General features: G+C 37.4%; 19 protein-coding genes and 6 pseudogenes. 11 read left to right on the forward strand and 14 right to left on the reverse strand.

The features are described 5' to 3' along the window. The 10 genes and pseudogenes from AB4263_RS11960 to AB4263_RS12005 form a co-directional block, all read right to left on the reverse strand. A pseudogene (locus AB4263_RS11960) lies at positions 1–320 on the reverse strand (hypothetical protein); the annotation flags it as partial. A gap of 38 nt (positions 321–358) precedes the next feature. Next, positions 359–715 (reverse strand): hypothetical protein, encoded by a 357-nt coding sequence (locus AB4263_RS11965; RefSeq protein WP_102333141.1) that lies wholly within the window; start codon positions 713–715, stop codon positions 359–361. A 575-nt stretch (positions 716–1,290) separates the two neighbouring features. After that, on the reverse strand, positions 1,291–1,914 hold the full coding sequence (locus AB4263_RS11970; RefSeq protein WP_102333142.1) for an AcfA family outer membrane beta-barrel protein: 624 nt from the start codon (positions 1,912–1,914) through the stop codon (positions 1,291–1,293). A gap of 54 nt (positions 1,915–1,968) precedes the next feature. Then, on the reverse strand, positions 1,969–2,730 hold the full coding sequence (locus AB4263_RS11975) for a hypothetical protein (protein WP_102333143.1): 762 nt from the start codon (positions 2,728–2,730) through the stop codon (positions 1,969–1,971). Between the two features lie 3 nt (positions 2,731–2,733). Further along, complete coding sequence (locus AB4263_RS11980; RefSeq protein WP_102333144.1) at positions 2,734–3,813, reverse strand: hypothetical protein; 1,080 nt, start codon at positions 3,811–3,813, stop codon at positions 2,734–2,736. Between the two features lie 2 nt (positions 3,814–3,815). Further along, positions 3,816–4,568: a hypothetical protein gene (locus AB4263_RS11985; protein WP_102333145.1), complete on the reverse strand. Its 753-nt coding sequence runs from the start codon at positions 4,566–4,568 to the stop codon at positions 3,816–3,818. Between the two features lie 15 nt (positions 4,569–4,583). Further along, positions 4,584–7,340: a CS1-pili formation C-terminal domain-containing protein gene (locus AB4263_RS11990; RefSeq protein ID WP_102333146.1), complete on the reverse strand. Its 2,757-nt coding sequence runs from the start codon at positions 7,338–7,340 to the stop codon at positions 4,584–4,586. Between the two features lies 1 nt (position 7,341). Next, the gene (locus AB4263_RS11995; protein WP_102333147.1) at positions 7,342–7,986 is read right to left on the reverse strand and encodes a hypothetical protein; all 645 of its coding nucleotides are present in this window, start codon (positions 7,984–7,986) and stop codon (positions 7,342–7,344) included. 108 nt (positions 7,987–8,094) lie between these two features. Further along, positions 8,095–8,637, reverse strand: coding sequence for a hypothetical protein (locus tag AB4263_RS12000; RefSeq protein WP_102333148.1), 543 nt, complete (start codon positions 8,635–8,637; stop codon positions 8,095–8,097). Positions 8,638–9,485: 848 nt separating this feature from the next. Next, entirely contained in the window at positions 9,486–12,851 is a 3,366-nt protein-coding gene (locus AB4263_RS12005; protein ID WP_102333149.1) for an Ig-like domain-containing protein, read from the reverse strand. 352 nt (positions 12,852–13,203) lie between these two features. On the opposite strand from AB4263_RS12005, the gene AB4263_RS12010 reads away from it, so the two are divergent. Beyond that, positions 13,204–13,335, forward strand: coding sequence for a hypothetical protein (locus AB4263_RS12010; protein WP_268811442.1), 132 nt, complete (start codon positions 13,204–13,206; stop codon positions 13,333–13,335). 39 nt (positions 13,336–13,374) lie between these two features. Here the strand turns inward: AB4263_RS12010 and AB4263_RS12015 are convergent. Continuing rightward, a pseudogene (locus AB4263_RS12015) lies at positions 13,375–13,936 on the reverse strand (transposase); the annotation flags it as partial. A gap of 301 nt (positions 13,937–14,237) precedes the next feature. Between AB4263_RS12015 and AB4263_RS12020 the strand changes: the two are divergent. The 6 genes and pseudogenes from AB4263_RS12020 (at position 14,238) to AB4263_RS12045 (ending at position 18,666) form a co-directional block, all read left to right on the forward strand. Further along, positions 14,238–14,423: a hypothetical protein gene (locus AB4263_RS12020; RefSeq protein WP_102333150.1), complete on the forward strand. Its 186-nt coding sequence runs from the start codon at positions 14,238–14,240 to the stop codon at positions 14,421–14,423. 408 nt (positions 14,424–14,831) lie between these two features. Continuing rightward, positions 14,832–15,449: a response regulator transcription factor gene (locus tag AB4263_RS12025; RefSeq protein ID WP_102333151.1), complete on the forward strand. Its 618-nt coding sequence runs from the start codon at positions 14,832–14,834 to the stop codon at positions 15,447–15,449. A 377-nt stretch (positions 15,450–15,826) separates the two neighbouring features. Further along, positions 15,827–16,132, forward strand: coding sequence for a hypothetical protein (locus tag AB4263_RS12030; RefSeq protein ID WP_102333152.1), 306 nt, complete (start codon positions 15,827–15,829; stop codon positions 16,130–16,132). A gap of 303 nt (positions 16,133–16,435) precedes the next feature. Continuing rightward, positions 16,436–16,705 (forward strand): Lpp/OprI family alanine-zipper lipoprotein, encoded by a 270-nt coding sequence (locus AB4263_RS12035; RefSeq protein WP_102333153.1) that lies wholly within the window; start codon positions 16,436–16,438, stop codon positions 16,703–16,705. A gap of 262 nt (positions 16,706–16,967) precedes the next feature. Further along, positions 16,968–17,615 (forward strand): annotated as a pseudogene (locus tag AB4263_RS12040) (transposase). Positions 17,616–17,721: 106 nt separating this feature from the next. Beyond that, positions 17,722–18,666, forward strand: coding sequence for a helix-turn-helix domain-containing protein (locus tag AB4263_RS12045; protein WP_102333154.1), 945 nt, complete (start codon positions 17,722–17,724; stop codon positions 18,664–18,666). 12 nt (positions 18,667–18,678) lie between these two features. Here the strand turns inward: AB4263_RS12045 and AB4263_RS12050 are convergent, their stop codons facing one another. Next, on the reverse strand, positions 18,679–19,380 hold the full coding sequence (locus AB4263_RS12050; RefSeq protein WP_102333155.1) for an EAL domain-containing protein: 702 nt from the start codon (positions 19,378–19,380) through the stop codon (positions 18,679–18,681). Positions 19,381–19,633: 253 nt separating this feature from the next. Here AB4263_RS12050 and AB4263_RS12055 point away from each other — a divergent pair. Together AB4263_RS12055 and AB4263_RS12060 are read left to right on the forward strand one after the other, a co-directional pair. After that, a pseudogene (locus AB4263_RS12055) lies at positions 19,634–20,181 on the forward strand (transposase); the annotation flags it as partial. A 148-nt stretch (positions 20,182–20,329) separates the two neighbouring features. Next, positions 20,330–21,471: pseudogene (locus tag AB4263_RS12060) on the forward strand (IS4 family transposase). Positions 21,472–22,102: 631 nt separating this feature from the next. On the opposite strand, the gene AB4263_RS12065 reads toward AB4263_RS12060, so the two are convergent. After that, complete coding sequence (locus AB4263_RS12065) at positions 22,103–23,398, reverse strand: anaerobic sulfatase maturase (protein WP_102333156.1); 1,296 nt, start codon at positions 23,396–23,398, stop codon at positions 22,103–22,105. Between the two features lie 54 nt (positions 23,399–23,452). Further along, on the reverse strand, positions 23,453–24,970 hold the full coding sequence (locus tag AB4263_RS12070) for an arylsulfatase (RefSeq protein ID WP_102333157.1): 1,518 nt from the start codon (positions 24,968–24,970) through the stop codon (positions 23,453–23,455). A 135-nt stretch (positions 24,971–25,105) separates the two neighbouring features. Between AB4263_RS12070 and AB4263_RS12075 the strand changes: the two genes are divergently transcribed. Continuing rightward, positions 25,106–25,966 (forward strand): LysR family transcriptional regulator, encoded by an 861-nt coding sequence (locus AB4263_RS12075; RefSeq protein ID WP_235612483.1) that lies wholly within the window; start codon positions 25,106–25,108, stop codon positions 25,964–25,966. Positions 25,967–26,133: 167 nt separating this feature from the next. Next, positions 26,134–26,744: pseudogene (locus AB4263_RS12080) on the forward strand (hypothetical protein). The last annotated feature ends 66 nt before the right edge of the window (positions 26,745–26,810 follow it).

The raw sequence follows: 26,810 nt of genomic DNA on the forward strand, positions 1-26,810 counted from the left end.
ATACCCTTCGAGCTTTTCGACACAATCACAAATGTCATTGGTATAGAAACACTCGTGATTGAATAGCTCACGGCGAATGATCGCTTTTTTACCATTCTCTTCGATGTCTTTGGCGATCCCTTCTTGAGCAATAGAATCTAAACGGGTCATTAATTGCTTCGCATTATCAACAGGGCAAATTAAACCCATACCTAACGACGCATATTTCACGCCCTCTTTTTTTCTCCATCGAACTACTTATTAGACAAAGCAAAGAACGCCCCCGCCTCATTAAATGCTTGCGTTTGTTTGGCTTGAATATAGTGAGAGAGATATTTCATGGCTTACTCCTTACGTTAATACAAAAATATCCCAGTAATTAAAACGGACAACGGTGAAACGAAAAGAGGGATCTTGAAGGAGCTGATACATCCTTAACAATAAAATTGTCAGTTAAGTCCGCTATTTTAAAGTGGTGTAAGATACTCTCCTCAACCTCAGCCTGAGTGGATGGGTAGAACTTAGAATCACGCGAAGTAAATCCCGCAATTTTGAGTTCAGCTAATGTAATGTCGCTACACGGCGTAAGAGAAAAGCCGTGCTCTTCTCCCTCTGTTCGCTGAGGAGTACGCAGTAAAGAGATATCATTTTTTGGTAAGCTTTCGTGCCCAGCGGCGAAACGCTGATCGCTGAGCGTCAATTTAGAGATAGTTGGGGTTGGGTTTTGTTGTGCCATGACAAGTTTCCTTTCTGTTTGAGGATGGTGAACAGTCTGCGAGCGACATCCAGTGATGCGAGTAGAAAGGAAAATCGGCACATAAGAAAACAAGCCCTTACTCGACCTTAATTGAAGCCAGTGAAAGGCAATAAGGAGGCACGACGAAGCACAGCTACGCAGTAGCGGAGGCGTTGGGTGATTACTTAATGTCAGATAACAGTGCCATAAGTTATCGCGAGAGGAGGTGTACTTGAACCCTGAAAAGTGTGCAGCGTAATCATTCATGTTACTAAATTGTAAAAAAGACGACAGCTTGCTTGAAAAACAGCGTATGCAGATGATCTTCATCAAAACCTATCGTCTCTATCTCAACACCAAATAAACTTCGCAGTAACTACGGCATAACCTTTCGTAGGTAGCTGCACATACCAGGATTCAGGATTTTCCGAGGATACTTAGCTACCCAAACTACGTGATATTTCGTGTAATAAACACTGTAGGGCGATGGATAATATTGCATTTATCCATCGTACCGCCTCCAAAAGCATTCATCCAAGGGTAAACCCGTGGTTTTCTGTATATACAGAATAAAATTAAAAATAATATCTAGTCATCAAATTTAAACTTGTCATTGCATTAAATTTGTCCATTTGATGATTGATGCTAGCCCCAAGTGATAGCATGGGCGAAAAATCATAAACTATAGCCCCACCAATTACACCACCAAAATGATTTTCTTCTAACTTGTGACTCAAAAGTACTTCACTTAGTTCTTCGCCATTTACATTCTGATTGTCAGTTTTTCTAGATTTTGCACGATATTGATTATATGTGACGCCGGTTTTAAGTCTAGCACTCCATTGGCCATCTAATGCGAGCGTATACACTGAAGATAATTCTACTTGCTTAACGTTCATAGATGCATCCCACTCTTTATCGAAATATAGACCAGGGGTATCAACACTAATATCTTTCCGGGACTCACTTATTTTATATTGGCTATAGCTGAGTTCCGCGGCCCATTTTTCATTGAATGAAAATCCCGACGTTGCACTAACAATACCATAATCAAACTCAGGTTTTAAAGTGACGCCATCAGAAAAGTTTGCGTTGAATTGACTCTTGTGAAAACTAAACCCATATTCCAGGCCTATATAAGGTGAAGCTAACGATGTTAATGGAGCCAGAAAAATGGCAATTAATAATAATTTTTGCATAATAACCTACACAATTTAAATTAAAACCTATAACCTTAAAATTTAAAAAAATTCTTACCTTCGACTTGGGTAATATATAATTTCGCTTGGATAAATAAGGTCAATTGAATTTCTTTTTAGCGCTAGTTGCGGATTAGATAATATTAATTCATGTAATGGAACACCTAACTTACGTGAAATAAATGTAAGATTATCACCTTTTATCACGGAATATTTTTTATAATACGTATTTTTTACGCGTTTATCACCATCAAAATTTTTGATACTTGTTGTCGGACGAGATAGAACAATAAAATCATCCTTAACATTATCAACTTGAATTGGATTTATTTCAAACTTATAATTTATTGACAACAGTAATGAATATATATTGTCATTTATATCCGAAATTAAGGTTTGATAACCAGCATCAACATACCAATCCTTGTGAAACTCAAAATGGATACCAACATTGATTCCTGGATAGATTTCTTTATTAAGATAATTAACTCCTGCGCCCACATAATAAGAGGCATAATCACTTAAAGGAAATACCCTACTAGATCTTAAAAAATAATTGTCAGGATTAAATTCGTTACTACTATTAAGTTTTGACAGTCCCGTTTCTACCAAAAATCTGTCTTGATATATATAGCCGAAAGAAACCTCATAACCATGATATTCATCATACCCTTCACCTGATTCAATTAAGCTTCCAGCATAACCAATGCCAAACTTAATGTTATCGTTAACAGTAACATTATCTTCTTGAGAAAACACTTTACTCGTTACAAGAATAGAAAACATCAAAAAGACTGCTCGATTATATTTTCTCATTATCTATATCTCTGGTTCAATTGCAAAGTTGACAGTATCCATATATTCTCCAGAAGTTAGAGTTGTACCATCTACATCTATATAGCCAAATGCTAAATTAAATATAATTGGATCATTTATTAGAGAGACACCACTCCCGATAGTGACCCATTGATTTAAAATCGTACCACTATCATTAACCAACACTTTATTTTCATTTCGATTAGCACCACAACCTTTACAGTGAATATAATATGGTATTTTAATATTGACATTATTAGTGTTTTCTAAAAAGTAATTATTATCTAAAAGAGATAATCGAATACCATTACTAAAATAACCATCAACTTTAACTTGAACAGCAGCTTCATTACTCGACACAAGTCGACTAGTTGGGTAATAAATAGGTTGTAAAACCACGTTTTCTGGAATCAAATCAACATTAGTAATCCAAACTGGATCATAATCTATTACAATAATAATGACGTCACTGAACTGACGGTAAGTTAGTGTCGACCCGATATAATAAGGTACTTTAATTGAAACAGGCACGGATGCTGAGTAAACACCTTGATTAGAACCATCTAATGCACCTAGAAGCTCAGCATTATCAATAGAAATGATTGGTCGATACAAAACGAATGGCACGGATAATATATCATTATCTATACGGATATTTGATACACAATTATCTCCCCGAACATCTATAACAGATCCAGAAATAAGTTGAGAGTTACAACCACTACCAATTCCAGAAGAAACTTTTGAGCTTGCAATACCAATAGTGTTGTATTGCATCCCCGTCACAGAAAAACTAGAAACTTCAATTGAATCACTGCCGTTTAAAGTCGAATAGCCAAAAAATTTAATTCCTTTCGCAGGAGGGACTACAAACGTGCTTGGCACCCAACTTTTTACCGTAGGCAATCCCAATGAACTGGCTTCATGCCAATTAGAGATCACCTTTTCATCCGCGGAAATATCGACAGCGTTTTCCCATTGAATGCCGTTAGCACCAACTTTAACTCGATATTCTATTTTTGCCTGTGCTACTGAACTTGAAAAAATAACAATTTGAAAAAAAATTAGATAGAATAACTTCATTGTTAATCCTTAAACTCATCGTTTATATTTAATTTACCATGTTTATTAAATGAATTGTCATAGGATGCAACATCAACAGTAATTTCTTTGTTTTCTATTTCAGATGGTAATTGAAAGACCTTCGTTCGGCCTGCAATTACAATATATCTAACAAAACAACCAGAATACATTTTATCATTATCACAACTATTAACAGAAACATATATTAGAGTGTTACTTTTATTTTCAACTACTAAATTATCATCTGTACGATTAATTTTGTATTTTATATCTGGTTTGTCTGTTGGAATAATAAAAACTGGAGAAAAACCATAATTAAGTTGCATAGCGGAACTCATATCAGAGCTATCGCCCGGATCTCGATACGGCGATGGCATAAATGTCACGAAAAACATTAAATCTCGGGAACTATCACATGTCACATTGTAACAAAGACTTCTAATACCTACATTGTTTGACTCACCAGAATGGAGAACTAGCTTATTTTGAGTTGTACTAATTTTCCAGTTTTCTACATTATTAGCGTTATAGGGCGTTTTAATAAAATCAGATCCGTCTTCGTTTACATGAAATTCATCAATATTCGCCGAAATAAACAAAGGCAAGTCACTAGTATTTGTTAATGTTAACAATCCATTCTTTTTTTCGTCTGCAATAATAAACATTTTATCCACAACTAACCCTGACGCTTGGGCCAAAGATAAAAATTGACAAAATACAAAAATCAATACAGAACTTACTTTTAAAAATCTCATATTTGACCTCTTAAATTATTGTTTCGCCACTGGAAAAAAAATATTGTTAATATATTTTCTTTTAGCATTTTCTTTTAATTTCTCTACTGAATCTATATGATTTACGAGCAAATCCGTCATTTTTACTCTATTGTTGGCTATATAAACAGCGTTTAACTGACCAACTGGTTTAGTGATAATATGATAACTATAATTCTCTAACTGTTTAATTATGCCGCTTTGCTCTAATTCTGCATTAGTAAATAATCCGACATAAATCGCTTCATAACCTCTCCCATCAACATTTACAGCAAATACGCCGTCCGTATCCGTTGGCAAACAATAATTCTTACCAAAGTTCATATATACATTATGTTCATTTCTAGGTATAAAACACTCATTCCCATCACTGACTAATCTAAAATCAAACCCTTCTAAAACAGTGACACGATAAACACCATCGATAAGTTGAACAACCGATATACATCCGTCGCCTAAGCATTCTACGTTAGAGACGAAGTTATTATTAATATTATTAAAGCCACTAATAAATGAAACCGTTTTATGTACTTGTGGAACAAATTTTAAAACTTTACCTGGCGTAGAAAAAAACATCGCATTTTTATCTCCGGTATTGTTTAATCCAACACTCTCAGCATCAAAATTCACTCGATATTGACTATAGCTCGAGAGCGGGATGATATTAAGCGAATCCGTTGTGGATTTCTTAACTAGATTACGCCCATCCTGATTAACCGTCACAAAACCGTTTACTTCTTTATCGATTAAATTCTTATTTTTCTCTTTAATATCCAATGCTAAATAAGATGAAGCCGATTTTGATGAAATATATAGTTCATCAGAAAATATTTGTGTAGAAGATATAGTACCCGTTGCCCCAATAGTACCGTCACTGTTTGCATAAAGCGAACCACCAAAATGTGCTTTATCACCAATACCATTAGCCGTAATCATACCTGTTTGAGAAACTGTGCCTTGGCGCCTGTCATACAAATTACTTATATTTAATGAACTATTAATCAGGTCAGACTCTAATAAATCAGCTTTATTTAGCGTATTAGAGAAGCGATTAGCTGAACTCTTGTCACCCATTACCGACGATATCAAATCGACAGTATCAGATAATGGTAAAGTCCACATTATCGAAAAAGAACCCTCTTCAAAGTCACTATCAGTTTGAACAGTGATATCGAATGACGAACGGCTAAAAGAACCAAATCTATAACCTAACAATACATCATCATAAATACGCTCACCTTGTTCCAAGTTTTCATCTTTACTTAACGTATACACAGCATATAAAGAAGAACCATTATCAAATCTGTAGTTAGATGACCAAAACAACTTTTCATAACTTGATGAATTATAGAGATAAGTAGATAAATATCCTCCTTCACTGTTCATTTTTTCATAATTTAGACTACCCCAATTGGATGAAAACGTCGTGTTCAAAAAATGACCATCGCTAAAAACATGACTATTTAAGACTATATCAGCATCGAAAGACCCAAGTGAATACTGCATGCCAACTTCAAATGCGGCTTCATCTTCAATTACTTTCGTACCAAGGCCTATAAGTAATCTAGGTAATAATTGATAACTAAGACGCCCTTGAACAAACGCTTTGCTTTCTATTTCTTGACCGTTTTCATACTCAATTGTTGAAATTCCATTGCCCGATGACGTTTTTCCAGCTGAAATTAAATAATCAAATTGCCCCTGAGTTAGGCTATCTTCAATACTATTAAAGATGAAGTAAACACCCTGATTTACCGGAGCTCCCCCTGTACGCAAAACCAACTCAACTTCATAACGTCCTGATGGCAATTCATTGTAACTAATAGAATTTTGACCTTGTTCAACATTTCCTTGATATATAATTCGACCATCTCGAATAAGCTCAACATCGCCGCTTTGAGCCGAATAAAAGTTAAACTGTTTATTCGCATTACTCCCGCCGACTATCATATTTTTTGATGAACCTAGAAAAAATGAAGTTTGTGGCATAATTGAACTAGAACCAGAGAGAAAGTCAGTGGAGTTTACTTTCGGCAAGTATTGAAAATAACCGGTTTTTATGAGCTTGTCATCCCAGTCTAAATTATAAGAAATATCATACAAAGTAAGATCGTTTTCTTTATTACTATTTCCAAAACCAACATTAGTGCCAACATTAGATGTGATATACCCATAAGGTAAACCCGCAACCAACTGATCATTAATCGACACAGATGTATCTTGATCCAAATATGATGAAAAATACATATTTACGTTATTTACAATCCCAGAATGCTCGCTATAAGCTGAGTGATAAGAAATCGAATCCGGACCTTTTCCTAAATCTAAAACTTTAGGGTGAACAAACAAATATAATTCTTTATCTCTATTATTGAAAACAAACTCGAAAATTTCAGGATATAATACACACTCAGTAATATACCCGCGACATGAACTTTGGTTAGAAACTCCATCCGACAATGCTTGGATTATTTCATCTACATATTTGGCATCAATACGATTATCGTTTAAAAAGTCACGAATCTTAGAATGACTTTCTACAGTTGTCAGCTTAACTGTTTGATAATTAGACACAAGCAAAATAGGATCTGTAAAGCTACCATCTAAATTTCTAAGTTTTATTTCGTTAATACTATTTCTAAAGAATTCATCAAAACCACTAGGTATGTTATTTTTCAAAGAGCTTGCTTCAACCAATGCAGGAAGTAAACAAATTGCTATCATCGCTTTTATTTTGACAAGTCGAAATAACATATCATAAACCTATAGTAACAGAAAAAGAGAGGCTACCAGCACATTCAGTGTTCATTGCACTACCACTAGGCATCGCTTGTGCAATATCCGATATTGTTAAAAAGCTCAATTCAACCTTGTGCGTATTCTTTTTAACCAATAGCCCATTAGATAGCGAATCTGTTTCAGCGAAATCATCAACTACAACTGAACCATTCGAACTTCCGACTCCAACAAACTGATAATTATCACTGCCAGAACCAACGTTGTTAATTAACGTGGAAACAAATATAGGATTTGCTGATTGTGTAGCTGAAAAATCAACGGCGTCATTTAAAAAGTTATTATTTATACAGTGAGCGTCATTCTGAACTAACTCAATTGAATAAGGAACATCAATACTAACATCTGGCACATTAGCAATACCTGAAGGAATATCTGTCTCTATAATTAAATGCACATCTTCTCTTTCAAAACCGCTCTTATCCGCCAATAATTTCAAATTGATTTTATTTGGGACAATAGAAACTCCAGTGATTGATTCTGTATACAAATTATAAATTTCAATTTTTGTAGTAACATCTGTGCTACCTCTGAAATATTTTGTTTTTGCAAAGCAATTAGCACTCAACAAAATCAAGCACATTATATAAACCAGATATCTCATTATTTTTTTCTATAATAAAAATAGCACAAGAGTTTACGTACTCTTGTACTATTAACACAATCACACGATCACACGATCAACAATATCATTGACTAGAGACCTAATATCTTAAGCGGCTGTCGCCGATAAATTTACTTCCACAACAATATCACGACCGGCTACTACACTTGGATCCAGTGCTTGCTGATTACTAACTTTAACACCAATTCGATTAAATGATGTATCACTGTAACTCGCGCCTTTGCTTACATTTTCACCATTAATAGACACGACAATAGGAAGCGCACCACCTGTTTGTGCTTGCAAGTCAACACCATCAATATCAGCAACTACATTATCAAGCGTCCAAGTAACAGTACCGCCAGACCAAAGATCACCAGCTACAGGACTTGTAGCGTCTCCACTATTCGCACGCATTTCCAATACAATATGCTCAGAATCAAATGTTGCATTAGGTTGAATATCTAAAAACGCCCCTTTAAATGCATCAGCAGATGTAGAACCATTATTACCAGTAATCATGTAATCATTATCAGCCAAATTCGCTCCAACTTGACCATTCCATGTTAATACAGCTGTAGCATCGGCAAATGCAACTTGGCTAGTCAAAGCACTCATAATAACTAACGATAATGCAGTAATTTTTTTCATTTTACTTTTCCTTTTCCTTTCTTTTTCAAATAAAAACGTTTTGCTTGCATTTAAATAAACTAAAAATAATTCAAAAATAAAATATTACAACCAAAACTAAACTAAAACTAAAACTAAAACTAAAAAAAGCCTCAATTTGTAAACGTATTTTACATTAAATAACGCGCATCTAGTTAGCAGATGGAATTTTATCCCACTACAAATGCTAACCTGGAAATATTTACGTCTGTAGGGATATGTCCCTTATCGATCAAGCTCCCTTAGAGGGCTAAATATGCAAGACCTCTCGAAAAGCGGAAACCAGAATATTTTCTTAAAAAACGAGCACTAGCTCTCTGGCTAAGCAACTTAAGCACTTATAGGTCCTTAAAAAGGATGTACCAGCATCTGAGTGGTGACTCTGGTTAATTAACTGATGATGCTAAATCTTCCGCGCTTTTTATTTACCGCATATAGTGGGAAAGGTATAGACAAAGATTGTATAGATTGGCGTTAAAGTCGCTTGGTCGAAAATTAGGTATACGGCAATTTCAAGTAGATATTACAAGTTAGAGGGAAACCATGCCAACATATCAATGATTTATTGTATTGACAAAAAAGATCAATACGCCTTAATAAATCTCCTCGAATACGAAAAGGGGTAGGAAATAAAATTTTGGGGCGAGGACAGTTTTTAGACAAGGACTGCTGGAATGAAAAAATTAATTTAACGATATGTACGACATAAAGGTAAACAGGACATAGAGTATGATCGCCAATTCCAGTTATTGAATACCTAACAGCATGGATACCATTTTTTAGAGAATTATGAGGAAAACCCACCTTCTAAGAAGGCGGGTATTTATAATCTAAAAAGATTGGCCACAGAGAAAAGTACTAGTATCTGTTTTCCAAGTAAAGGACTCAGAATTATTACTCATATTATATAAGTACCGTTCGCTACCACTCTTCTCGTTCCACACCCCATAGTATGTGCCATAAGGCTTGCCATCATCGTTTAACTGATTTACAAACATGTCATGAATTTCTTTAGCTACACCAGCGTTATAAATTTGCTCTGAGGTTCCAAGGCTTAAAGCACCCCAATCAGAATCTCTTCCGCCCCAATCTTCACCTTGTACACTTGCTACATTTCCACAAAACCATTTCGACCCCGACCAATTTAATTCGCTCCTAGAAGGAAATGAAATTCTCATGTTGTTAGATGATACATAAAATGAGTTGTACAACGTTAATGTAACAGTGTCACTTGTAATCCCATTTAATTTGGCAACAAAGTCCAAACTTCCACTTCTTGTATATCCAACGCCAACCGTTACTTGCGCCCCGTTTATGGTCAAACTACTGTCGTATCCAGAAGAAGTTTTAGACCATGATACTGTATCAGATATGTCTGCGGTGGTTCCGTCTGAGTACGTACCAATTGCGGTTAACTTTTCAGTTTCTAACCTACTCATTCGCCATGAATCTGGCGAAGCATTTATACTAACAAGAGAAGGACCTGTCACGGAAATTTTCGTGCTACTAGACAATGTACCTGTACCATAACGCGCATTACACTCAGCAGTGATGTTAACGTCGCCTAATTCGCTGGATGCATTTGTTGAGACTTTACCATTGACATCCACAGTTGCTCGGTTTGAGTTTGAAGATGCCCAAGTACACCCACTGACGGTTTGAGATGAGGCATCACTATATGTACCAATAACAGTGAGATCCACGCTAGTACCTCTGGGTAAGATGTGGTGACTTGGCGTTAGTGTAACAGACATCAAATAGGGTTCTGCTATTATGACACTTTTACATATAGACAGCCCATTCAACCAAGCTTTAATTGGCTGACCGTATCCACAATCATTGGGATTTCTATTAACTGCATGACCAGTAAATTGGTTGAATGACGTACTTGATTGATTAACGTAGCTACTATCATATTCCCAGTTTTGTTGTTCAATCATTGATGTTACATCACGTGACACACCATCTGTAAATATACCCATAACAGTGAAATAAAACGGACGGCCTATAGCAAATTCATTCGCTACTAAGTGCGAGGTACTATCTTTCGTTACGATACTTTCTAGGTTGACCAGGACAGCTTCAACAATGGTCACTTGTTTTGGGTTAGACTCGACACCGTCAATCATCCAATAGATCTCAAAAGTTCCTTGATTTACACTTGACTTTAACGTCCAATTTGAACCGTCATATGTAATATCATCAACATAATAGTGAGACCCCGTACCAGTATATTCGGATTTATCAATCATCCATGTAATGCTCGCTTCATCACTGACTAGGGAACTCGAATTATCACTGTACTCTATTTGTCCATCAAGAGTAATCGTTGAACCTTGCGGTACCGTACTCGAAGACACGGATAGCGTACCATTTGTAACTACAGCAGTTGTAACTTCAATATCAATAATATTAGACCGCAATGGGTCTTTATTAGCATTATATTGACCATATAAATCTGTGTTACCAATAGTATGTGCGATAAATCCAAAGCTATCTTGAGTCAAAAGCTGACTACTTTGTACGAACGTGGTCAATGACTTATCGAATAAAAGCATGTCATTCTCTACCGAACCGTCGTTAAAATAGCCGGTCAGCGTTGTATTAATTGACTTGCCATTTGGCACGGAAATGGAAGTAGTACCAGAGCGTAACTTGGCTGATAATTGTAAACTCACTAACATACGATCTGTCGCATCACTTTTCTCGACACATGCAGGATAGTAACTGATATCCGAAAGAGGGTTATCTAACGTTGTTATATCTATAGTATACGCACCAGCTGAAATATCGAGAATTTTAATGTCTCCAGAAATACGGTCTAAAACTAAATATTCACTATTTTGGGGCCAAAGTGCTGTGTTTAACCAACCTCTATCTACTAGTGATTTTAGTTCTTCACTTGTTGCTAACTCTGCACTTAGTTGAGAGCAATATTCAATAACGCTATCGCTATATAATCCAGCTACAGAGTAATTTATTCCAGATACACGAGTGGTGATTGATTCGTCAAAGGTATAACTATTTGCTATTGCGACGTTTAAAGTCTTTGGTGCGTAAAACAATGTATTGGATTGTTCGTCAGTTACATCAACCCAAGGAGCCATATCATTTTCATCCAACACGGTTACACTAATATGGCCAATTTGATAACTACCTTTATGATCACTGACGGCATAAGTGACGAAATGGACATTTTGGGTTGATGCTTTAAATGTAAATTTAGTATTAGTTAAATTATTTTGATTTGCGCCATCAATGCTTGTTTGAGGGGCAGTTAATGATTTCACATAAATAAGTTGAATATCGTCCCCATCCAATGAATTCACATAGGGGCTAACGTCGATTTCAATGCCATTAATCGCGTCCTTAAGAGGGACATAAGTTTTGCCGTTTAAACCATAAATGGCATTGGGAGTTAACAACTCAATCCCTTGGTTCGCATTTTCAGCGACTGCAATGTCTATAACACCACTATATGCTTGACCAGCAGAGTCATCAATATAGCTGTACATTAGTCTGTCAATACCGCTGGTCCCTGGAGCTGGTATATATTCAATAAGGTGATTTGTAACATCAACGTTAACTAAAGAGCCTTTGGTATAAGGCTGCGTGATTGAAGGAGAGAGCGTCCAATTAGACACATCGGTTCCAACTAAGCTTAATTCATTAATTAGATTAATTTGAATTGGTTCGTAGTTATAGTCTGGATCTGTTGTTGTGTTTACTTCATTGATTTTTGCAACATGCGAAAGTGCTGGCAGTTGAAACATGTCGCCATCACTCACAACAACGCGCACCATACCACTACTATGTTCGTTTACATCTGTTTGATTGTTAGCAATAACAGCATACGCGTAATCACAAACTGTAGCTTGCTTACGGTTAATCGTAAAAGACTGCTGTTCGATGGAGATAGGGCTGCATGATGAATTACTATTTATAACGGACACGTCAGACAGCCTAAAGACATTCTCAGATTGATTAGCTAATACAATAGTGGATAAATCTACAATATATCCACTATCATTAATTTCAGTTTTAAGCAACGCATCTTGAGCAACGACTTCCACTATGGAATCTTGTGGAGAAGATGGTTCCTCCTCGCCTGTACCACACCCATTTAATGCAAGTGTAACAAGACCAATAGAAATAACTTTTGAATTATATAACAATCTATGTTTGCCTTTTCTCATTCTAACATGACCAATTTAATGTTTGATTTATTTACATCTATGAACGATTAATCATAGATAAATTGTTTACAAAGGCCGAGATGTTACATGTAGAAAATTAGTTGCAATCCTAATATTGCTTTTACTGATAACATTCAACCATTGTTTGAAATATAAAGGACAAAAAAAAAAAAACACAGCAGAAATATAAAAACATTGAAAATTTAAGACTTTTCCTACACGGAAGGATGGACCTTCGCTTAATTTGATAGAGCTAAATTAAGCTTTGAAATTTTATCGTTCACAATATTTCGTCCTTAATATAATTAGCATCGCACTCAGATCAAACAGTAAATTCGCTAAGAGTATTAATATGTTAACATTAATTAAAGTGGCTCTTTGCCTCATTGAATTAGTAAAAATCCCCGCCCTGAAAGGTGTTACACATTTAGCATTAATGATGACTATTCCAAGTAAACACCGTGTTAAGGGCTTTGTTGCGTGATTAAATTTAGAAGTAGAGCCTATCTGTTTCGTGTATTTCTTAGTCGATACGACTAGTTGCAGGCATACTTAAGCCAGTGAGCTTGTTCAACGCTTTTGTCATCGCGTAAGTTACCCACCGGTGCATTGTAGTTCTTAAGCTCAATCGTTCTCCTGGCAACTGTTTAAGTCAATACATCGCAGTTTCTGAGAGTGTGCGTTTGTGGTAACCATACCGTTATTTCCAATACTTAGCTGAGCTGTATAATTTGTTCAACCTACTGCGAGATTTCTGGGACGAGCACGTTCCCATAAGTGCCCTTTGCCTTGGAAGAATAATCGTAACAACACACTTAATCCTAATGACATCGTGATAGGCACTTGCACCATAAGCGCCATCACCAGATACCTCAAAGATGCTTCGGCGTGTTTGTTTTAAGCAAGAACCAACATGCTTTGTTCTTGACTGAATACAAGTGTGTGCGGACAATTTAGTGGAACATGGGCTAGCCTAAATATCGAGTAGATGAATGCTTCAGCGCTCTCGGTGGCATAGAAAAAACTCGTTTCACCATGAGCGCTGTCGTGATAGATAAATCACTGAACCAACGTGGATTCCCGCGGCTAATGAGCAATTGGTTGCCGTACTTCAAGCTGATTATTTCGTTAAGAAATTTAGCATAGGCTACAACAGGTCGTAGACGTAGCTTATCAGATCGTAAGTTCTTGATTTAGTTCGACTGAATTACGCAACAAAACCAAGATTAATGGGAGTAGTTATCGCAAATCCTAGCTTCTTTATATTCATCGATCTAAGCAATAAACAAGAAAGAGCTTACATGCTTTTACGAATAATCTTACTTACCAGTAAAGCCCATTATTTTATATTGAATTTGATTGCAATTATTTATCAGGGAGAATGAAGTGGAATCGAAAAAATTTGAAAAGTTAAAAAGAACGTTACAGTTAAATCAACTAACCGTATTACAACGGAGTGAACTTCAACGATTAATTGGCGACCAGATGAAAATAAACGCCATTACGTTAAGTGAAGAAGAGCAGCGCTTTATACTGATGATGTTTTCTGAAAAAAAACCTGTAGCGGGTTAAACAACACACGCTTCGCCATACAACCTATTGGTATGGCTAAGTCACTGAATGGACGCGACCTCTCGCACTTGAACCTAACCATTTACTGCTTATCTATCGTTCCCAAAGGACGGTGTGTTATTTTTAGTTGGTTGTTTTTTAAAGAAACTCAAGCATCAAGTGATGACAAGTAGTGGACGTAGTTGAACAGATCGTAGGTTATGGATTTAGTTCCAGTGAATCACGCAACAAAGTCGTCTCTGATATACATTAACATTTTCAGCCTGTTAGCATCTTCACTTAAGTAAATTTCAATATGACAACGCTATTTCAACTGCCAATAGATAAAATCAATTCACTTTTTTGTAGGAATTGACTGAAGTTTTATTGGTGTGAGCAAATAAAATTTGGGACCAAATGAGGTAGATTTTGAAAAACGTTCTTATTGTTGATTCACAACCACTTTACAGTGAAGCACTTGCTAATCTTGTAATTGATGTAATAAATACTGTTGACGTACAACAATTGACTAGCTGTGCAAAAGTAATGGCATTAGTTCGCAATCAAAGTATTGATTTAATTATTTTAGATGTTGTTATCGGTGATAGAGATGGCATGCGTTTAGCTAAAAACATCTTGGCTAGCGGATATCAAGGGAAGATCCTTTTTGTTTCCTCCAAAGATTACTCTAGCTTGAGTAAAGCCGCTTATGAACTAGGTGCCAATGGTTTTTTACACAAAAACCGAAGTAAGAACACAATCAAGGACGCGATTATTAGTATTGTTCGTGGCTATTCTGTATTTGATCTTGACCATTCACAGTTTTCAAGCAGCCCTGCATTGTCAAAACAAGAGGCTTTAGTGTTTCACTACTTAGCTCAAGGTTATTCGAATAAACGAATTTCTGAACAGTTATCGTTAAGTGCGAAAACGGTCAGCACTTATAAAACGAGAATCTTGAAAAAATACCATGCAAATTCATTGATTGAGCTTTTACATACGTTTGCGGAATCAGAGAACACAAAAACTTTTAGTATTTTTTTGTAATTCTATATTTGGTGATAGTAATGATACAAACTGGTTATGATACATCATGTTTAAGTTAATTGTCCGTCTGACAGGATTTGTATAACATAGTACCTATAAATAAAATTTGAATTTGTAAAACTAACCGAAAATCTGCAGATAAGAGTTGAAACGGAATTTTTTTTGATAATTTTGCACTGGAAGCAAATAAATCTAAAACATGCAATCTTGGATCTTACACTTTTGATTTTTGACTTAAAAAAAGGTGGCTAAAATGTATGAATATCAGAAGAAATCTTAGTTTTTCATGCTATTATCCATAGTATTAGATGAGACTGAGAATTAACCAACTTTAAGAAAAATGTATTTTTCTTAAGATATAAATATTGAAGAGTTATATGCCTTTCCCTAAAGATACGAACAGAACATTTATTAAAAAAGCAATAACAAAATGGGGTAATTACTACGATTACTCTCTTGTTCAATATGTAAACAGTCGGACACCAATTGTTATTATCTGTAAGAAGCATCAACAAGAGTTTGAGCAAACCCCCAAAGCACACTTTTCTGCAAAGCATCATTGTTGTAAATTGTGTTACCAAGAGGTGGCGGGTAGTTATCAAAATGAGTGGCGGTTACGGAATAAGCCAGCAAGTTTAGATAAATTCACGCGATTAAGAGAAAGCATTTTCCTGGACATTTAGAAATAGACGCGCAATTCGTTAATCTAAAAGCCTTAAATAGGAGAGCGATCAACCCGAGAAAGAAATAATTTAAGGAAAGAACCACAAACTAGAACTTCAAAATTTGAAACTATTTTTATAAATCACGCATATAAACAGAATCGGTCTTGCGGCTTTTGTGCAAGTGCAAGTGCAAGTGCAAGTGCAAGTTACATTAAATCATTATTATTTTTAATTCTACATAACAGACCAAATCTCAAGTGTAGCCAACCTCACCGATAAAGTCGCATCGGTTTTGATATTTACTTATATTCAAGGATATATATGAATAAAATGCTAGTCTCAGCAGTAACTTCTTCAGCACTTCTACTCGGAGGTTGTTCTTCAAGTCCAGATGAAGAAACAATGACGAAAATAAACAATCTTAATAACCAGGTAAGTCTGTTAAACCAAGATTTACAAGACCTTAAGGAGCAAAAAGTAACACTAACATCTGAAGCTCAATTAACTAAAAGCACAGCAGTAGAAGCCCAAGAAGAAGCTGATCGCGCAAACGAACGAATCGACAACATAACACAGTCTTGCAACAAATAGTTCAGTCAGTGTGCTTACACCTCCCTCGGGGAGGTGTATATTCGCATCACAAGCATTCGCTCACTGAAGTAGCTATGTATTAAGCAACACACTCTATGAAAATATACAAGAATATAAACATCATACAGTTGCTTACACCTTTATTTCCCGAAGTAATGTTACTGTTAATTAATAACAAGAAAGGACGTTGGTATACTAAATCAGTTGAACCGCTCTTAAATCCTGTAACCTAACCTCATGTAGTTGATGTAATAGTAGCGACATAGGAAAGTCAAAAAAGAAAATAACTGACCGGAGTGAATATAATAAAACTCTATACAAACGAAGTAGAGGCTTTCCGTTTTCTGATGCTCACATCGAAACCGTTTTAACGCCGCCTTACACTTACGCGTGCCTCAAGGCTTTATAGACTCTATATTTGCATTGATCATTGGTTGACGCCCCATTTTTGATTACACAAGCGTAAGTAAGCGGTTAAATATAGGAACAGTTCCAAAGGTCCAATTCGACACATCGCGATAGATTCAACAGGCCTGAAAGCCTTTGGGGAAGGTGAATAGAAAATTAAAATACCTGAAGCTGAAAAGTTAGGACTTGGAGTAAATTGCACTTTACCCTGCGATTGATATTGATACCCATAATGTGATTAGTGCTGAGTAAGTCTTGTTAACGTTGGTTCAGTAGAGTTCATCCGATATTACTGAACCCAGCAAAGGAAATGAAGCCGTTGAAACGCTCAAAAACGATAAGTTAGCTTAGTGCAAAACTGCCCTTATATCACGACCGTTGTCTCTATATAAGGGGCTGACTATCGATACATTGAGCTTGATATGTTACAACTCCCAAATTGGAGAGGTCATAGTTAGTATTGAACAACGCCCTAGGATTAGGTATACCTATTATAAACTAACAGCTAGATAATGCAGAGGAACTGCATTCCTTACCTAATTTGATCAACAACGCCACTAGAAAGCATTAGAATTTTAAAGCACGCATCTAACCAAAGAGAAGAATCAATGTTTAAAGAATTATTAAAGAAAACGAGGCAAGGGAAAAACCTTAGTCAAACAGACATGATAGACCTGTTATCCACACATCCAAGCTTTGAAAGATTAGATAAAGGTACTTATTCACGCTGGGAGAATGGCCGCACGGTACCATCAACCCAAAGACAAATACAAATAATGTTAATTAATTCATCGCTAAAGGATGCGCTATCAATAGCAAGGGAAGCTGCAGGCCTGACATTAATGAAATCAAAGGCAGACATTGAACAAAGATTATTTGATAAAAGGTTTCCTAATGTAAGTCATTCCGACCTAACAGAGGAAATAAGTGAATTTCATTATGAACTAAACTATTCAACAAACTGTAATGCTATAACAACCCCACAGCATGCCGACCCTAAAATAAGCAAGATATTAATGCGTGAATGGGGAGAACAACGGTACAATGACTTTCAAAAACTAATCAACCCTGACAATTCAAACTATTTACTTCTTGAATATCATAATTGTGAAGGCGAACTTCGAGCGCATCATGTAATTTATCTAACTACGTTACGCGAGCTAATCAAGGTCAACAAAAATAGGCCACGCATTATGCAGAATAACTTAGTACATGATAATGTACTTTCCACACCAAGCACTTATTCCTCATCAACAACAATATTTTGCTCTAGCATATTAGAGAGCATATCATTCTGCTTAGAAAGAAACTTCACTGCAGAGTATATATATATACAAACATCTCGCACGGCTTTCAAAGAGTATCTAGAATCACTTGAAGGTACCGTCACCAACTTTGGGGATGAATCTAAAAGTGGCTTAAAGCACTTCAATAAGACTTACAAATGGGTCGGCATACTAATACCCTTTAATAAAATGGTCCAACAAATACCCATCTTTGAAGCGATCTACAGTTCGCTTGATAACAAAATAGAAATAAAATATCTAAAATAATACAGATATAATCTATACCAACGCTAGCTCGCAAGCTGAAGTGGGCTTAGCGAAAAAGTACCCTTGCACAAAATCAACACCCAACTCTTTTAACGTTTGCACTTGGCATTGAGATTCGACCCCTTCCGCAACCAACTTTAAATTAACATCCGAAGCAAACCCAACTAACATTTTAATAAACATTTTTGTCTTTTCTGCGTCTAACATATCGATTAAGGATTTATCAACTTTAACCTCATCATAGTCAACACTCAAAAGATTACATATAGTTGCCGAATCTTTTGCAAAATCATCTAATGATATTTTAATATTATGACATTTCAACTTCATGACCACTTCCCGTAGCCTTAAAGAATCCACAGCTTCCTTCTCAGAAATCTCCAATGTAACAATGCCTTTATAACATTTTCTAACGCTTAACATTTTAGAGACGAAAACATCATCTAACAATTGATTTGAATATATATTAAATGATACCTCAACATCAAGTAAGTCATTTCTATTTAACTCTAAAAATGAACTTTCAATAAATAAAATTGTATAATCATTTATTAAACACCTATTATTTAAATTCGACAAATACAATTCATGATCAATCTTCAAACCGCCCTCAAACGTTCTAGTCAGTGCTTCCAACCCACTTACCTTGTTATTTATCAAGCAATACTTAGGTTGATAAACAATATTAACCTCCACACCATCATATAAAAACATTCCAACCCCTTGCAAATTAAACCATTAACTTTACCCGGCGGAAGTGAAAATTACGTTATCATATCAAAACCCACTCAAGCAAAAATGCTAACAACCTATAAACATCCGAATACGACTCTGTAGCGTGACTTCACTTAGAGGTAGAGCGGACTTTATTACGTGATTCAGTGCAACTAAATCCATAACCTACGATCTGAACAGCTACGTCCGCTACCTCTTGTAGCCTCATGCCTAAGCTTCTTTTCAAAACAACCTGTACAACCGTTCACTCAATTACCGCAGTTCTCTGACCTTTTGGGTTGATGAACACGCGGTAAATGACTAAATTGAAGCGTAGGAGGTCGCGTCGATTCTGTGATTTAGCCACACAATAGTGTTCATGGTGAAACGAGTGTTTTCTATGCCACCGAGAGCGCTGAAGTATTCATCTACTCGATATTTAGGCTAGCCCATGTTCCACTAAATTGTCCGCACACACTTGTATTCAGCCAAGAACAAAGCATGTTGGTTCTTGCTTAAAACAAAACCGCCGAAGCATCTTTGAGGTACCTGATGATTGCGCTTATGGTACAAGAGCCTATCTCGATGCCATTAGGATTAAGCGTCTTGTTACGATTATTATTCCAAGGCAAGGGGCACTTATGGGAATGTATTCGTCCCGGAAACCTCACAGTAGGCTGCAAAAAATTATACAGCTCAAATGAGTATTGGAAACATCGGTATGGTTGCTACAAACGCTCACTTTCAGAAACAGTAATGTACAAAGTTAAACAGTTGCTTGGAGGTTGTTTAAGTTTTAGAAAAATCACAATGCCCCGTGGTGGAAACTTACGCCTTGAGCTTGCGAATCCCCTCATAATCAGGCGTAAAAACAATGAGGTAGACGCGCATCGCCGTCTTTGATCTAATGAATATCGCTGAACACACATTTCGAACAAGTGGGTTAACAATGCGCGACATTCAGATTCTACAACAAACCATACAAGACCAATGCCCCTCCATTCACAAAAAACGCTCGAGTTCTCTGATACTTGCTACAAAAAGTGTACTTGACGGTTCAGACTCAACGCTGACTAAACTAGGTCGAAAACTGGAAACTACATCGTGAAAAAGACCTTATCTATAAATGGCATGCCTACTTAATAACGGGGGCTAACCCATGCCTTGTCATCCTTGTTGATTGGTCTGATGTTCGTGAACAACTTTGTTGTTATATGACGTTAAGTACATCCGTTGCACTTGATGGTCGAGCCATCACAATCTTTGAACAAGTTTTTGAGTATGGCCAATACAATTCACCGAAAAGTCACCAAACATTCCTCGATAAATTGCAAAGTGTTTTGCCGAATAAAATCAGTCCAATCATCATTTCTGATGCGGGTTTTAGAAATACTTGGTTCCGCCAAGTACAGGAGAAAAGTTGGTTTTGGTTAGGTCGTGTCCGAGGTGAAGTATCAATCAAACAACCTCAAAAACCTTGGGCCTCAAATAAAACCTTTTATCCAAACGCTGTCCATAAACCCAAATATATTGGCCACTGCTTATTAGCAAAGAGATCACCGATATCTTGTGAAGCCTATGTTTATAAGGGATTAGAAAAAGGCAGAAAAGCCCAGCGCCATAGCAGAACCAGCCAAAAACACTCCGCTACATATCTCTATCAACGCAGTGCAAAGGAGCCGTGGCTACTCGCGACTAATGTCCCTCGACATATCTTAAATGAAGTACAAATTACCAATCTGTACACCAAGCGTATGCAGATAGAAGAGGCATTCCGCGATCTAAGAGTACCGCCTATGGAATCGCACTTCGTCACAACAGAACTCGCGGTACTAAGCGATTGGATATCCAGCTTCTTATTGCGTTGCTCGCTGAAATCTTGATGTGATGGAATGGCCTAATTGCAGTACAGGCCAAATGGCATTTTGACTTCCAAGCCAACAGCATTAAACACCGCCGAGTTCTATCCATACCTCGTCTAGGGAGAGAGGTACGAAATCATCGGCGATATCAAATTAATGAATCCAATATCAATGGGGAATGTTCGAATATCAAAGGCTCACACACAACGCAGGACTAGGGAAATTATGAAGAGATCCGTCAGTGCCTTGAGTAAAGCACTGAATAAGCTTACAAGCTTGGTATACCTGAAAACTTACTGTATTGATAAAAAATACAGAACAGACCGACCTATCTTTAGACAGAATTAAACAATAATATTATAAAAACGACAGCCTAAACCTAAGATAAAGCGACATGGTAAAAGAATAGCCGCTATTGCGCCGGCAAACAAGAAGGTCAGAACTACCGGTGGGATTCAGCGTAAGTGACGTTAATCAAACTTTTAGTTCAATGGCTTAAATAAAATAACTAACAACAACTAATGGTATTCAGATACTGTTTTATGGCATCAAAGGGCCAAAATAGCCATCCCAAAAGGACCTTGTGCAAGTCCTCTGTCCGACTCAACTAGCAAGCTATTGAGCAACCTTCGAGATCGTAGTAATACAAGAAATCTCCTAATTTTCTGTCAAAAGTTAGAATACTCCAATAAGATTAAAAAACTACCGACTGTCCAAAAACCTTTACTATAAAAAAATATAATACATTGAGTTAAAAATTGGCTAAGCAATAATTAAATAATCCAGATAAATAACAACGTAAAGATTTGCTAAATTCACACTATGCTCAACTGCAAAATATACTTAATGACCAACTATACTTAATATTTACTGTTTTGCTTTTGCAAGATCTGCGATAAACCAACCAACATAGGCAATGTATCATCGAAGAATCGGCGGATACCAGAACAAAGGTAATTAAGCCCTTGTTCACCGTCAGGGGTCATGATTAAACGGTTTTTCGGGCATTCGCCCCAACAATATTTTAGGTAGGGACACTGCTTACAATATTCTGGTAGTGAGTCACGCTTTGCCATACCAAAAGTAAACTGTCGAGTAGAAAATACCATTTCATTCAACGTTTGGTCGTGAATGTTCGACAACTTGTATTCGGGATACACATAATGGTCACAGCTATATACATCACCGTTATGTTCAATCGCTAAGCCTTTGCCACAGAATTCTGCGGTAATACAAAGCTGAGAAGGCTTTTCCATCACTTGAGCGACAGCAGTTTCAAATAGGTTGACCAGCACTTGACCTAAGTCATTGTTGACCCATTCGACAAACATGGTGCTAAGAAATTCCCCCCAATCATCAGGATCAACTGACCAATCAGTGACAACTGACATTGGATGTCCCGGTTTAGCTAACTCACTCCCCAGCTCTGGGATCATCTGTTCATTCCAGAACTGTGGTGCGGTCGTATGAAAATCATTTGGCTCGACCACAGGTGCTAACTGGATATAAGCCACACCAAGATCGCGGGTAAGGAAACGGTAGATCTCCAATGGATACTTCACGTTGTGGCGATTTACCGTCACCAAAGCGTTGAATCGCACCTGACGTTGCTGCAGTTTTTCAACTGCTTTCATTACCAAATGGAAAGTAGGCTTACCGCTACGAGTTTTGCGATATTTGTCATGCAGCTCTTGTGGACCATCAATCGACAATCCAACTAAAAAGTTATTCACATGTAAGAACTCACACCACTCATCATTAAGTAGAATGCCATTGGTCTGTAGATCGTTTTCAATACGTATGCCTTCTGGCTGGTATTTCTTTTGTAGCTTAACCACTTTGCGGAAGTAGTCTAATCCAAGCAGTGTTGGTTCACCGCCCTGCCAAGAAAATACGATTTGCTCTCCGTCTTGACTCTCAATATAACTCTTAATAAATAATTCTAATGTTTCATCATCCATTTTAGGTTGCTTTGGTTGATGAAGCAGGTTTTCTTTATGTAAATAAAAGCAATATTGGCAGTCAATGTTACATTTTGCACCGCCGGGTTTTGCCATCACGTGGAACCGACGTTCATTTCCTTGTAAGGATTTAAACGCCGTTTTCATTGGCACAATTGGCATAGTGGTAGAGTGACGTGGGGAAGTTTTGCTCATGCATATCTCTCTTCGGATTGTGGCACCCCTATGAGCGCCACTTGTAATTATACGTTACTTAGGAACAAATGAAGCAGCTTCCATTCGAGGAGGGTACTCCATAAAGGTGTCCATAACTTCTTTAACCTTCGCAATTGCAGGCATAACTAAGAACGTACGTTCGTACATCCAACGGTCGTAACCCATACCTGTGTCACCACGTTCGAATGGGTCGATGCTTAAGTCATAGAACTGCGGAACGCGCAGTTTAGTAAATGGTTTCTTCCAAATATCTAAACCAGTTTCATTCTCTTGAATCAAGAAATGGAACTTATACTTACCTTGACGTAAAGCGAGTAGATCGCCGTCATCACTCCAATAGACGAACTCATTACGCGCAGACTTATCTGTTTTACCTATTAGGTAAGGTAGCTGGTTGTATCCATCCAAGTGAACTTTGTAGTTCATATCACCAACTTTTTTTCCCTTAAGCAACTCATCAGTCACTTTATCGTTACCAGCGGCCGCGACTAACGTTGGAAAAAAATCTTCTAGAGACATCATACCATTGAACGTTTTACCCGCTTCTATCTTACCAGGCCACTTGATCAACATAGGCACACGGAAAGCACCTTCCCACCCCGTGTTTTTCTCAGAGCGGAATGGCGTCATCCCCGCATCTGGCCACAAGTTGATCATAGGACCGTTATCTGTGGTATAAACGATGATGGTGTTGTCATCAACACCCAATTCCTTTATTTTATTTAGTAGATCACCAATTTGGTCATCGTGTTGCTTCACACCATCAGCGTAGAAACCCGCACCTGTTTTACCCTTGTACTCTTCTGGTAGATGAGTGAAGTTGTGCATACGAGTGGCGTTGAACCAAGTAAAGAACGGTTTATCTGCTTTGACTTGTTTTTCAATGAAGCTTTCAGCTGCGTCGAGGAATTCGCCATCAATGTTTTCCATGCGCTTACGTGTTAGAGGGCCTGTATCTTCAATTTTTCCGTCAGCGTACGAGTGGATAACGCCGCGTGGACCAAACTTCTTCTTGAACTCAAGGTCCGTTGGGTAATCCACGTTTTCTGGCTCTTCTTCCGCATTCAGATGGTACAGGTTACCGAAAAACTCATCGAAACCGTGGGCTGTTGGAAGATGTTCATCTCGGTCACCTAGATGGTTTTTACCAAATTGACCTGTCGCGTAACCCATCTGTTTTAAAATGGTAGCGATGGTTGGATCTTCTTTAGAGATACCTTCAACCGCACCAGGTAAACCGACTTTTGATAAGCCAGTACGCTTAGGCATTTGGCCTGTAATAAAAGCAGAGCGGCCAGCGGTAGAGCTTTGCTGTGCGTAAAAGTTTGTAAACTTAGCGCCCTCTTGAGCAAGAGTGTCGATGTTTGGCGTATTGTAAGCTAACATATTTTGGTTATACGAACTTAAATTCCAGTAACCTACATCGTCGCCAAATATCACCAAGATGTTGGGTTTGTCAGCCGCGTTTGCGGTAGCAGAAGCAGCACCTAACGCGAGCGTACAGGCGTTAAGCACCAGTCTTCTCCCTTTTTCTTTGGTTGCCTTTTTCATACCATCTCCATTAATTCTCAGAAATTATAGGAAGTTCATCTTAAACTCCCATACAGGTTAGGTTAAACTAACAAGTAAACGAGATAAATATAGTGCAATTTTGTTAATGTATAAATTCAATTTATGAGAACGATAATGGACTTAAACCTAATTCAAACCTTTCTTGTCGTAGCGGATCTCCAATCTTACACTAAAGCAGCAGAGCATCTGCAACTTACGCAGCCTGCAGTCAGCGCATCGATGAAGCGCCTAGAACAACAAGTAGGAAATAAACAACTGTTTGTAAAGAAAGGCAGAGGTATCACGCTGACTTCAACAGCGTATCAACTGGTCCCTCAATTTCAACAAGCCATTAACATTATCGAAAGCGCAGTATTAGAAGAAAAAGTATTTGAAGTGTATTGCTCAGAATCTATTTTGCACAAAATCAAATCACTAAATGGCGCAGTATTACACGAATCCCCCCCGGAAAAATGCTTTTTATTTGAGCAACTTAGACGTCAGGAAATGGACCTAATCGTAGATACAGTGACCACCAAAGACCCTGCGTTTGTTATCGAAGAAGCTTACCAAGAGCCTGCTGTAGTTATTTGTCGTGGTAAACACCCTCGAATTCAGGGTTCGCTAACCAAACAAGAGTTTTACAATGAAACTCATTGTTTGTTTTCTGGAAGGTGGCAAAACGCTACCGGTTTTGAGCAACTAGCTAAAGAAGCGATGCAAGAGCGTAAAACCGGTGTAGTTACTTGCTCGCTGGCAGGGATGGCAATGAACGTCGCGCTACATGATTACTTAGGGCTCATGTCCAAATCATTTGCAACAAAGTGGAGCAAGAGTCTCGATCTACAAATAATCGAATGCCCCATCGATATTTACGAAATTCCTTATAAACTCATCTATCATAAACGTGATACGCATAACCCCGCTCATATGAAGTTACGCGAACACATTAAGATGCAAATCAACAACTTTAACTCCGTCCCTTTGGCATTGTAATATTTCGGCACATGACGACATAGTTAAATGAACTTCCTCACAGAAACTGACAAACTATATTACAACGAACAAACAAGTATTTAGAGCCTGATTCAATTTGCTTTGTTGCGTAATCCAAACTAGATCCATAACATAAGAGCTGATTAGCTAATTCCATTCATAATCTTATTCCTAAATCTCTTTACAAAAAAACCAACTGGAAGCAATACAACCAATTTCTCATTAACCGCGGTTCTCTGCTATTTTGGGGGTAAGTGGCGAGTCGATTCAGTGACTTAGCCTTCACGACTGCCCTCAGGGGTATGGGAAAACGAGCATTTTCTATACCACCGAGAACGCCGCAATGATTCACCGACTCGATGTTTAGGTTCATATTCCGTTTAGTATTAAATACAACACTTTTGTTAGCCGAACACAAAAGCAAGTTGAGGTCACATTTAAGACAAAAACGAGAGCCTGCCACGATGCGATTAAGATTAAGCGAGCCGTTGCGCTTATTCCTCCAAGAGAAGGGGCTACTTTCTGGGAGCGGGGTCATCCCCGAAATCTCACAGTAGGTAACCAGAAGTTATATGGCTCTAATGAGTATTGGAAAGAGCGTTATAGTTACCACAAACGCTCCCTCTCAGAAACAGCGATATATCGAGTTAAACAGTTGCTTGGTGGTCGTTTAAGTTTAAGAAATTACAATGCACAAGTAGGTGAAACTTACGCGATGATAAAAGCGTTGAACAAGCTTACTGGGTTAGGTATGCCTGAAACTTATCGTATTAACTAAGAAATGCCCGAAACAGGGTGGCATTAGCTCTAAATTTAATTACGCCTCAAAGACAATCAAAGACAA

This window comes from Vibrio sp. 10N.261.55.C5, assembly GCF_041470505.1.
In the GTDB taxonomy this organism is placed as follows: Bacteria; Pseudomonadota; Gammaproteobacteria; order Enterobacterales; family Vibrionaceae; genus Vibrio; species Vibrio crassostreae_C.

What these genes read in the sequence shown, in the direction of transcription:
- AB4263_RS12050 (WP_102333155.1), bottom strand. Translation starts at nt 19,380, where the DNA reads ATGTTTTTATATGATGGTGTGGAGGTTAATATTGTTTATCAACCTAAG.
- AB4263_RS12030 (WP_102333152.1), top strand. Translation starts at nt 15,827, where the DNA reads ATGCCTTTCCCTAAAGATACGAACAGAACATTTATTAAAAAAGCAATA.
- AB4263_RS11980 (WP_102333144.1), bottom strand. Translation starts at nt 3,813, where the DNA reads ATGAAGTTATTCTATCTAATTTTTTTTCAAATTGTTATTTTTTCAAGT.
- AB4263_RS12075 (WP_235612483.1), top strand. Translation starts at nt 25,106, where the DNA reads ATGGACTTAAACCTAATTCAAACCTTTCTTGTCGTAGCGGATCTCCAA.
- AB4263_RS12065 (WP_102333156.1), bottom strand. Translation starts at nt 23,398, where the DNA reads ATGAGCAAAACTTCCCCACGTCACTCTACCACTATGCCAATTGTGCCA.
- AB4263_RS12005 (WP_102333149.1), bottom strand. Translation starts at nt 12,851, where the DNA reads ATGAGAAAAGGCAAACATAGATTGTTATATAATTCAAAAGTTATTTCT.
- AB4263_RS12010 (WP_268811442.1), top strand. Translation starts at nt 13,204, where the DNA reads ATGTTAACATTAATTAAAGTGGCTCTTTGCCTCATTGAATTAGTAAAA.
- AB4263_RS11965 (WP_102333141.1), bottom strand. Translation starts at nt 715, where the DNA reads ATGGCACAACAAAACCCAACCCCAACTATCTCTAAATTGACGCTCAGC.
- AB4263_RS11970 (WP_102333142.1), bottom strand. Translation starts at nt 1,914, where the DNA reads ATGCAAAAATTATTATTAATTGCCATTTTTCTGGCTCCATTAACATCG.
- AB4263_RS11995 (WP_102333147.1), bottom strand. Translation starts at nt 7,986, where the DNA reads ATGAGATATCTGGTTTATATAATGTGCTTGATTTTGTTGAGTGCTAAT.
- AB4263_RS12035 (WP_102333153.1), top strand. Translation starts at nt 16,436, where the DNA reads ATGAATAAAATGCTAGTCTCAGCAGTAACTTCTTCAGCACTTCTACTC.
- AB4263_RS12045 (WP_102333154.1), top strand. Translation starts at nt 17,722, where the DNA reads ATGTTTAAAGAATTATTAAAGAAAACGAGGCAAGGGAAAAACCTTAGT.
- AB4263_RS12070 (WP_102333157.1), bottom strand. Translation starts at nt 24,970, where the DNA reads ATGAAAAAGGCAACCAAAGAAAAAGGGAGAAGACTGGTGCTTAACGCC.
- AB4263_RS11975 (WP_102333143.1), bottom strand. Translation starts at nt 2,730, where the DNA reads ATGAGAAAATATAATCGAGCAGTCTTTTTGATGTTTTCTATTCTTGTA.
- AB4263_RS12000 (WP_102333148.1), bottom strand. Translation starts at nt 8,637, where the DNA reads ATGAAAAAAATTACTGCATTATCGTTAGTTATTATGAGTGCTTTGACT.
- AB4263_RS11985 (WP_102333145.1), bottom strand. Translation starts at nt 4,568, where the DNA reads ATGAGATTTTTAAAAGTAAGTTCTGTATTGATTTTTGTATTTTGTCAA.
- AB4263_RS11990 (WP_102333146.1), bottom strand. Translation starts at nt 7,340, where the DNA reads ATGTTATTTCGACTTGTCAAAATAAAAGCGATGATAGCAATTTGTTTA.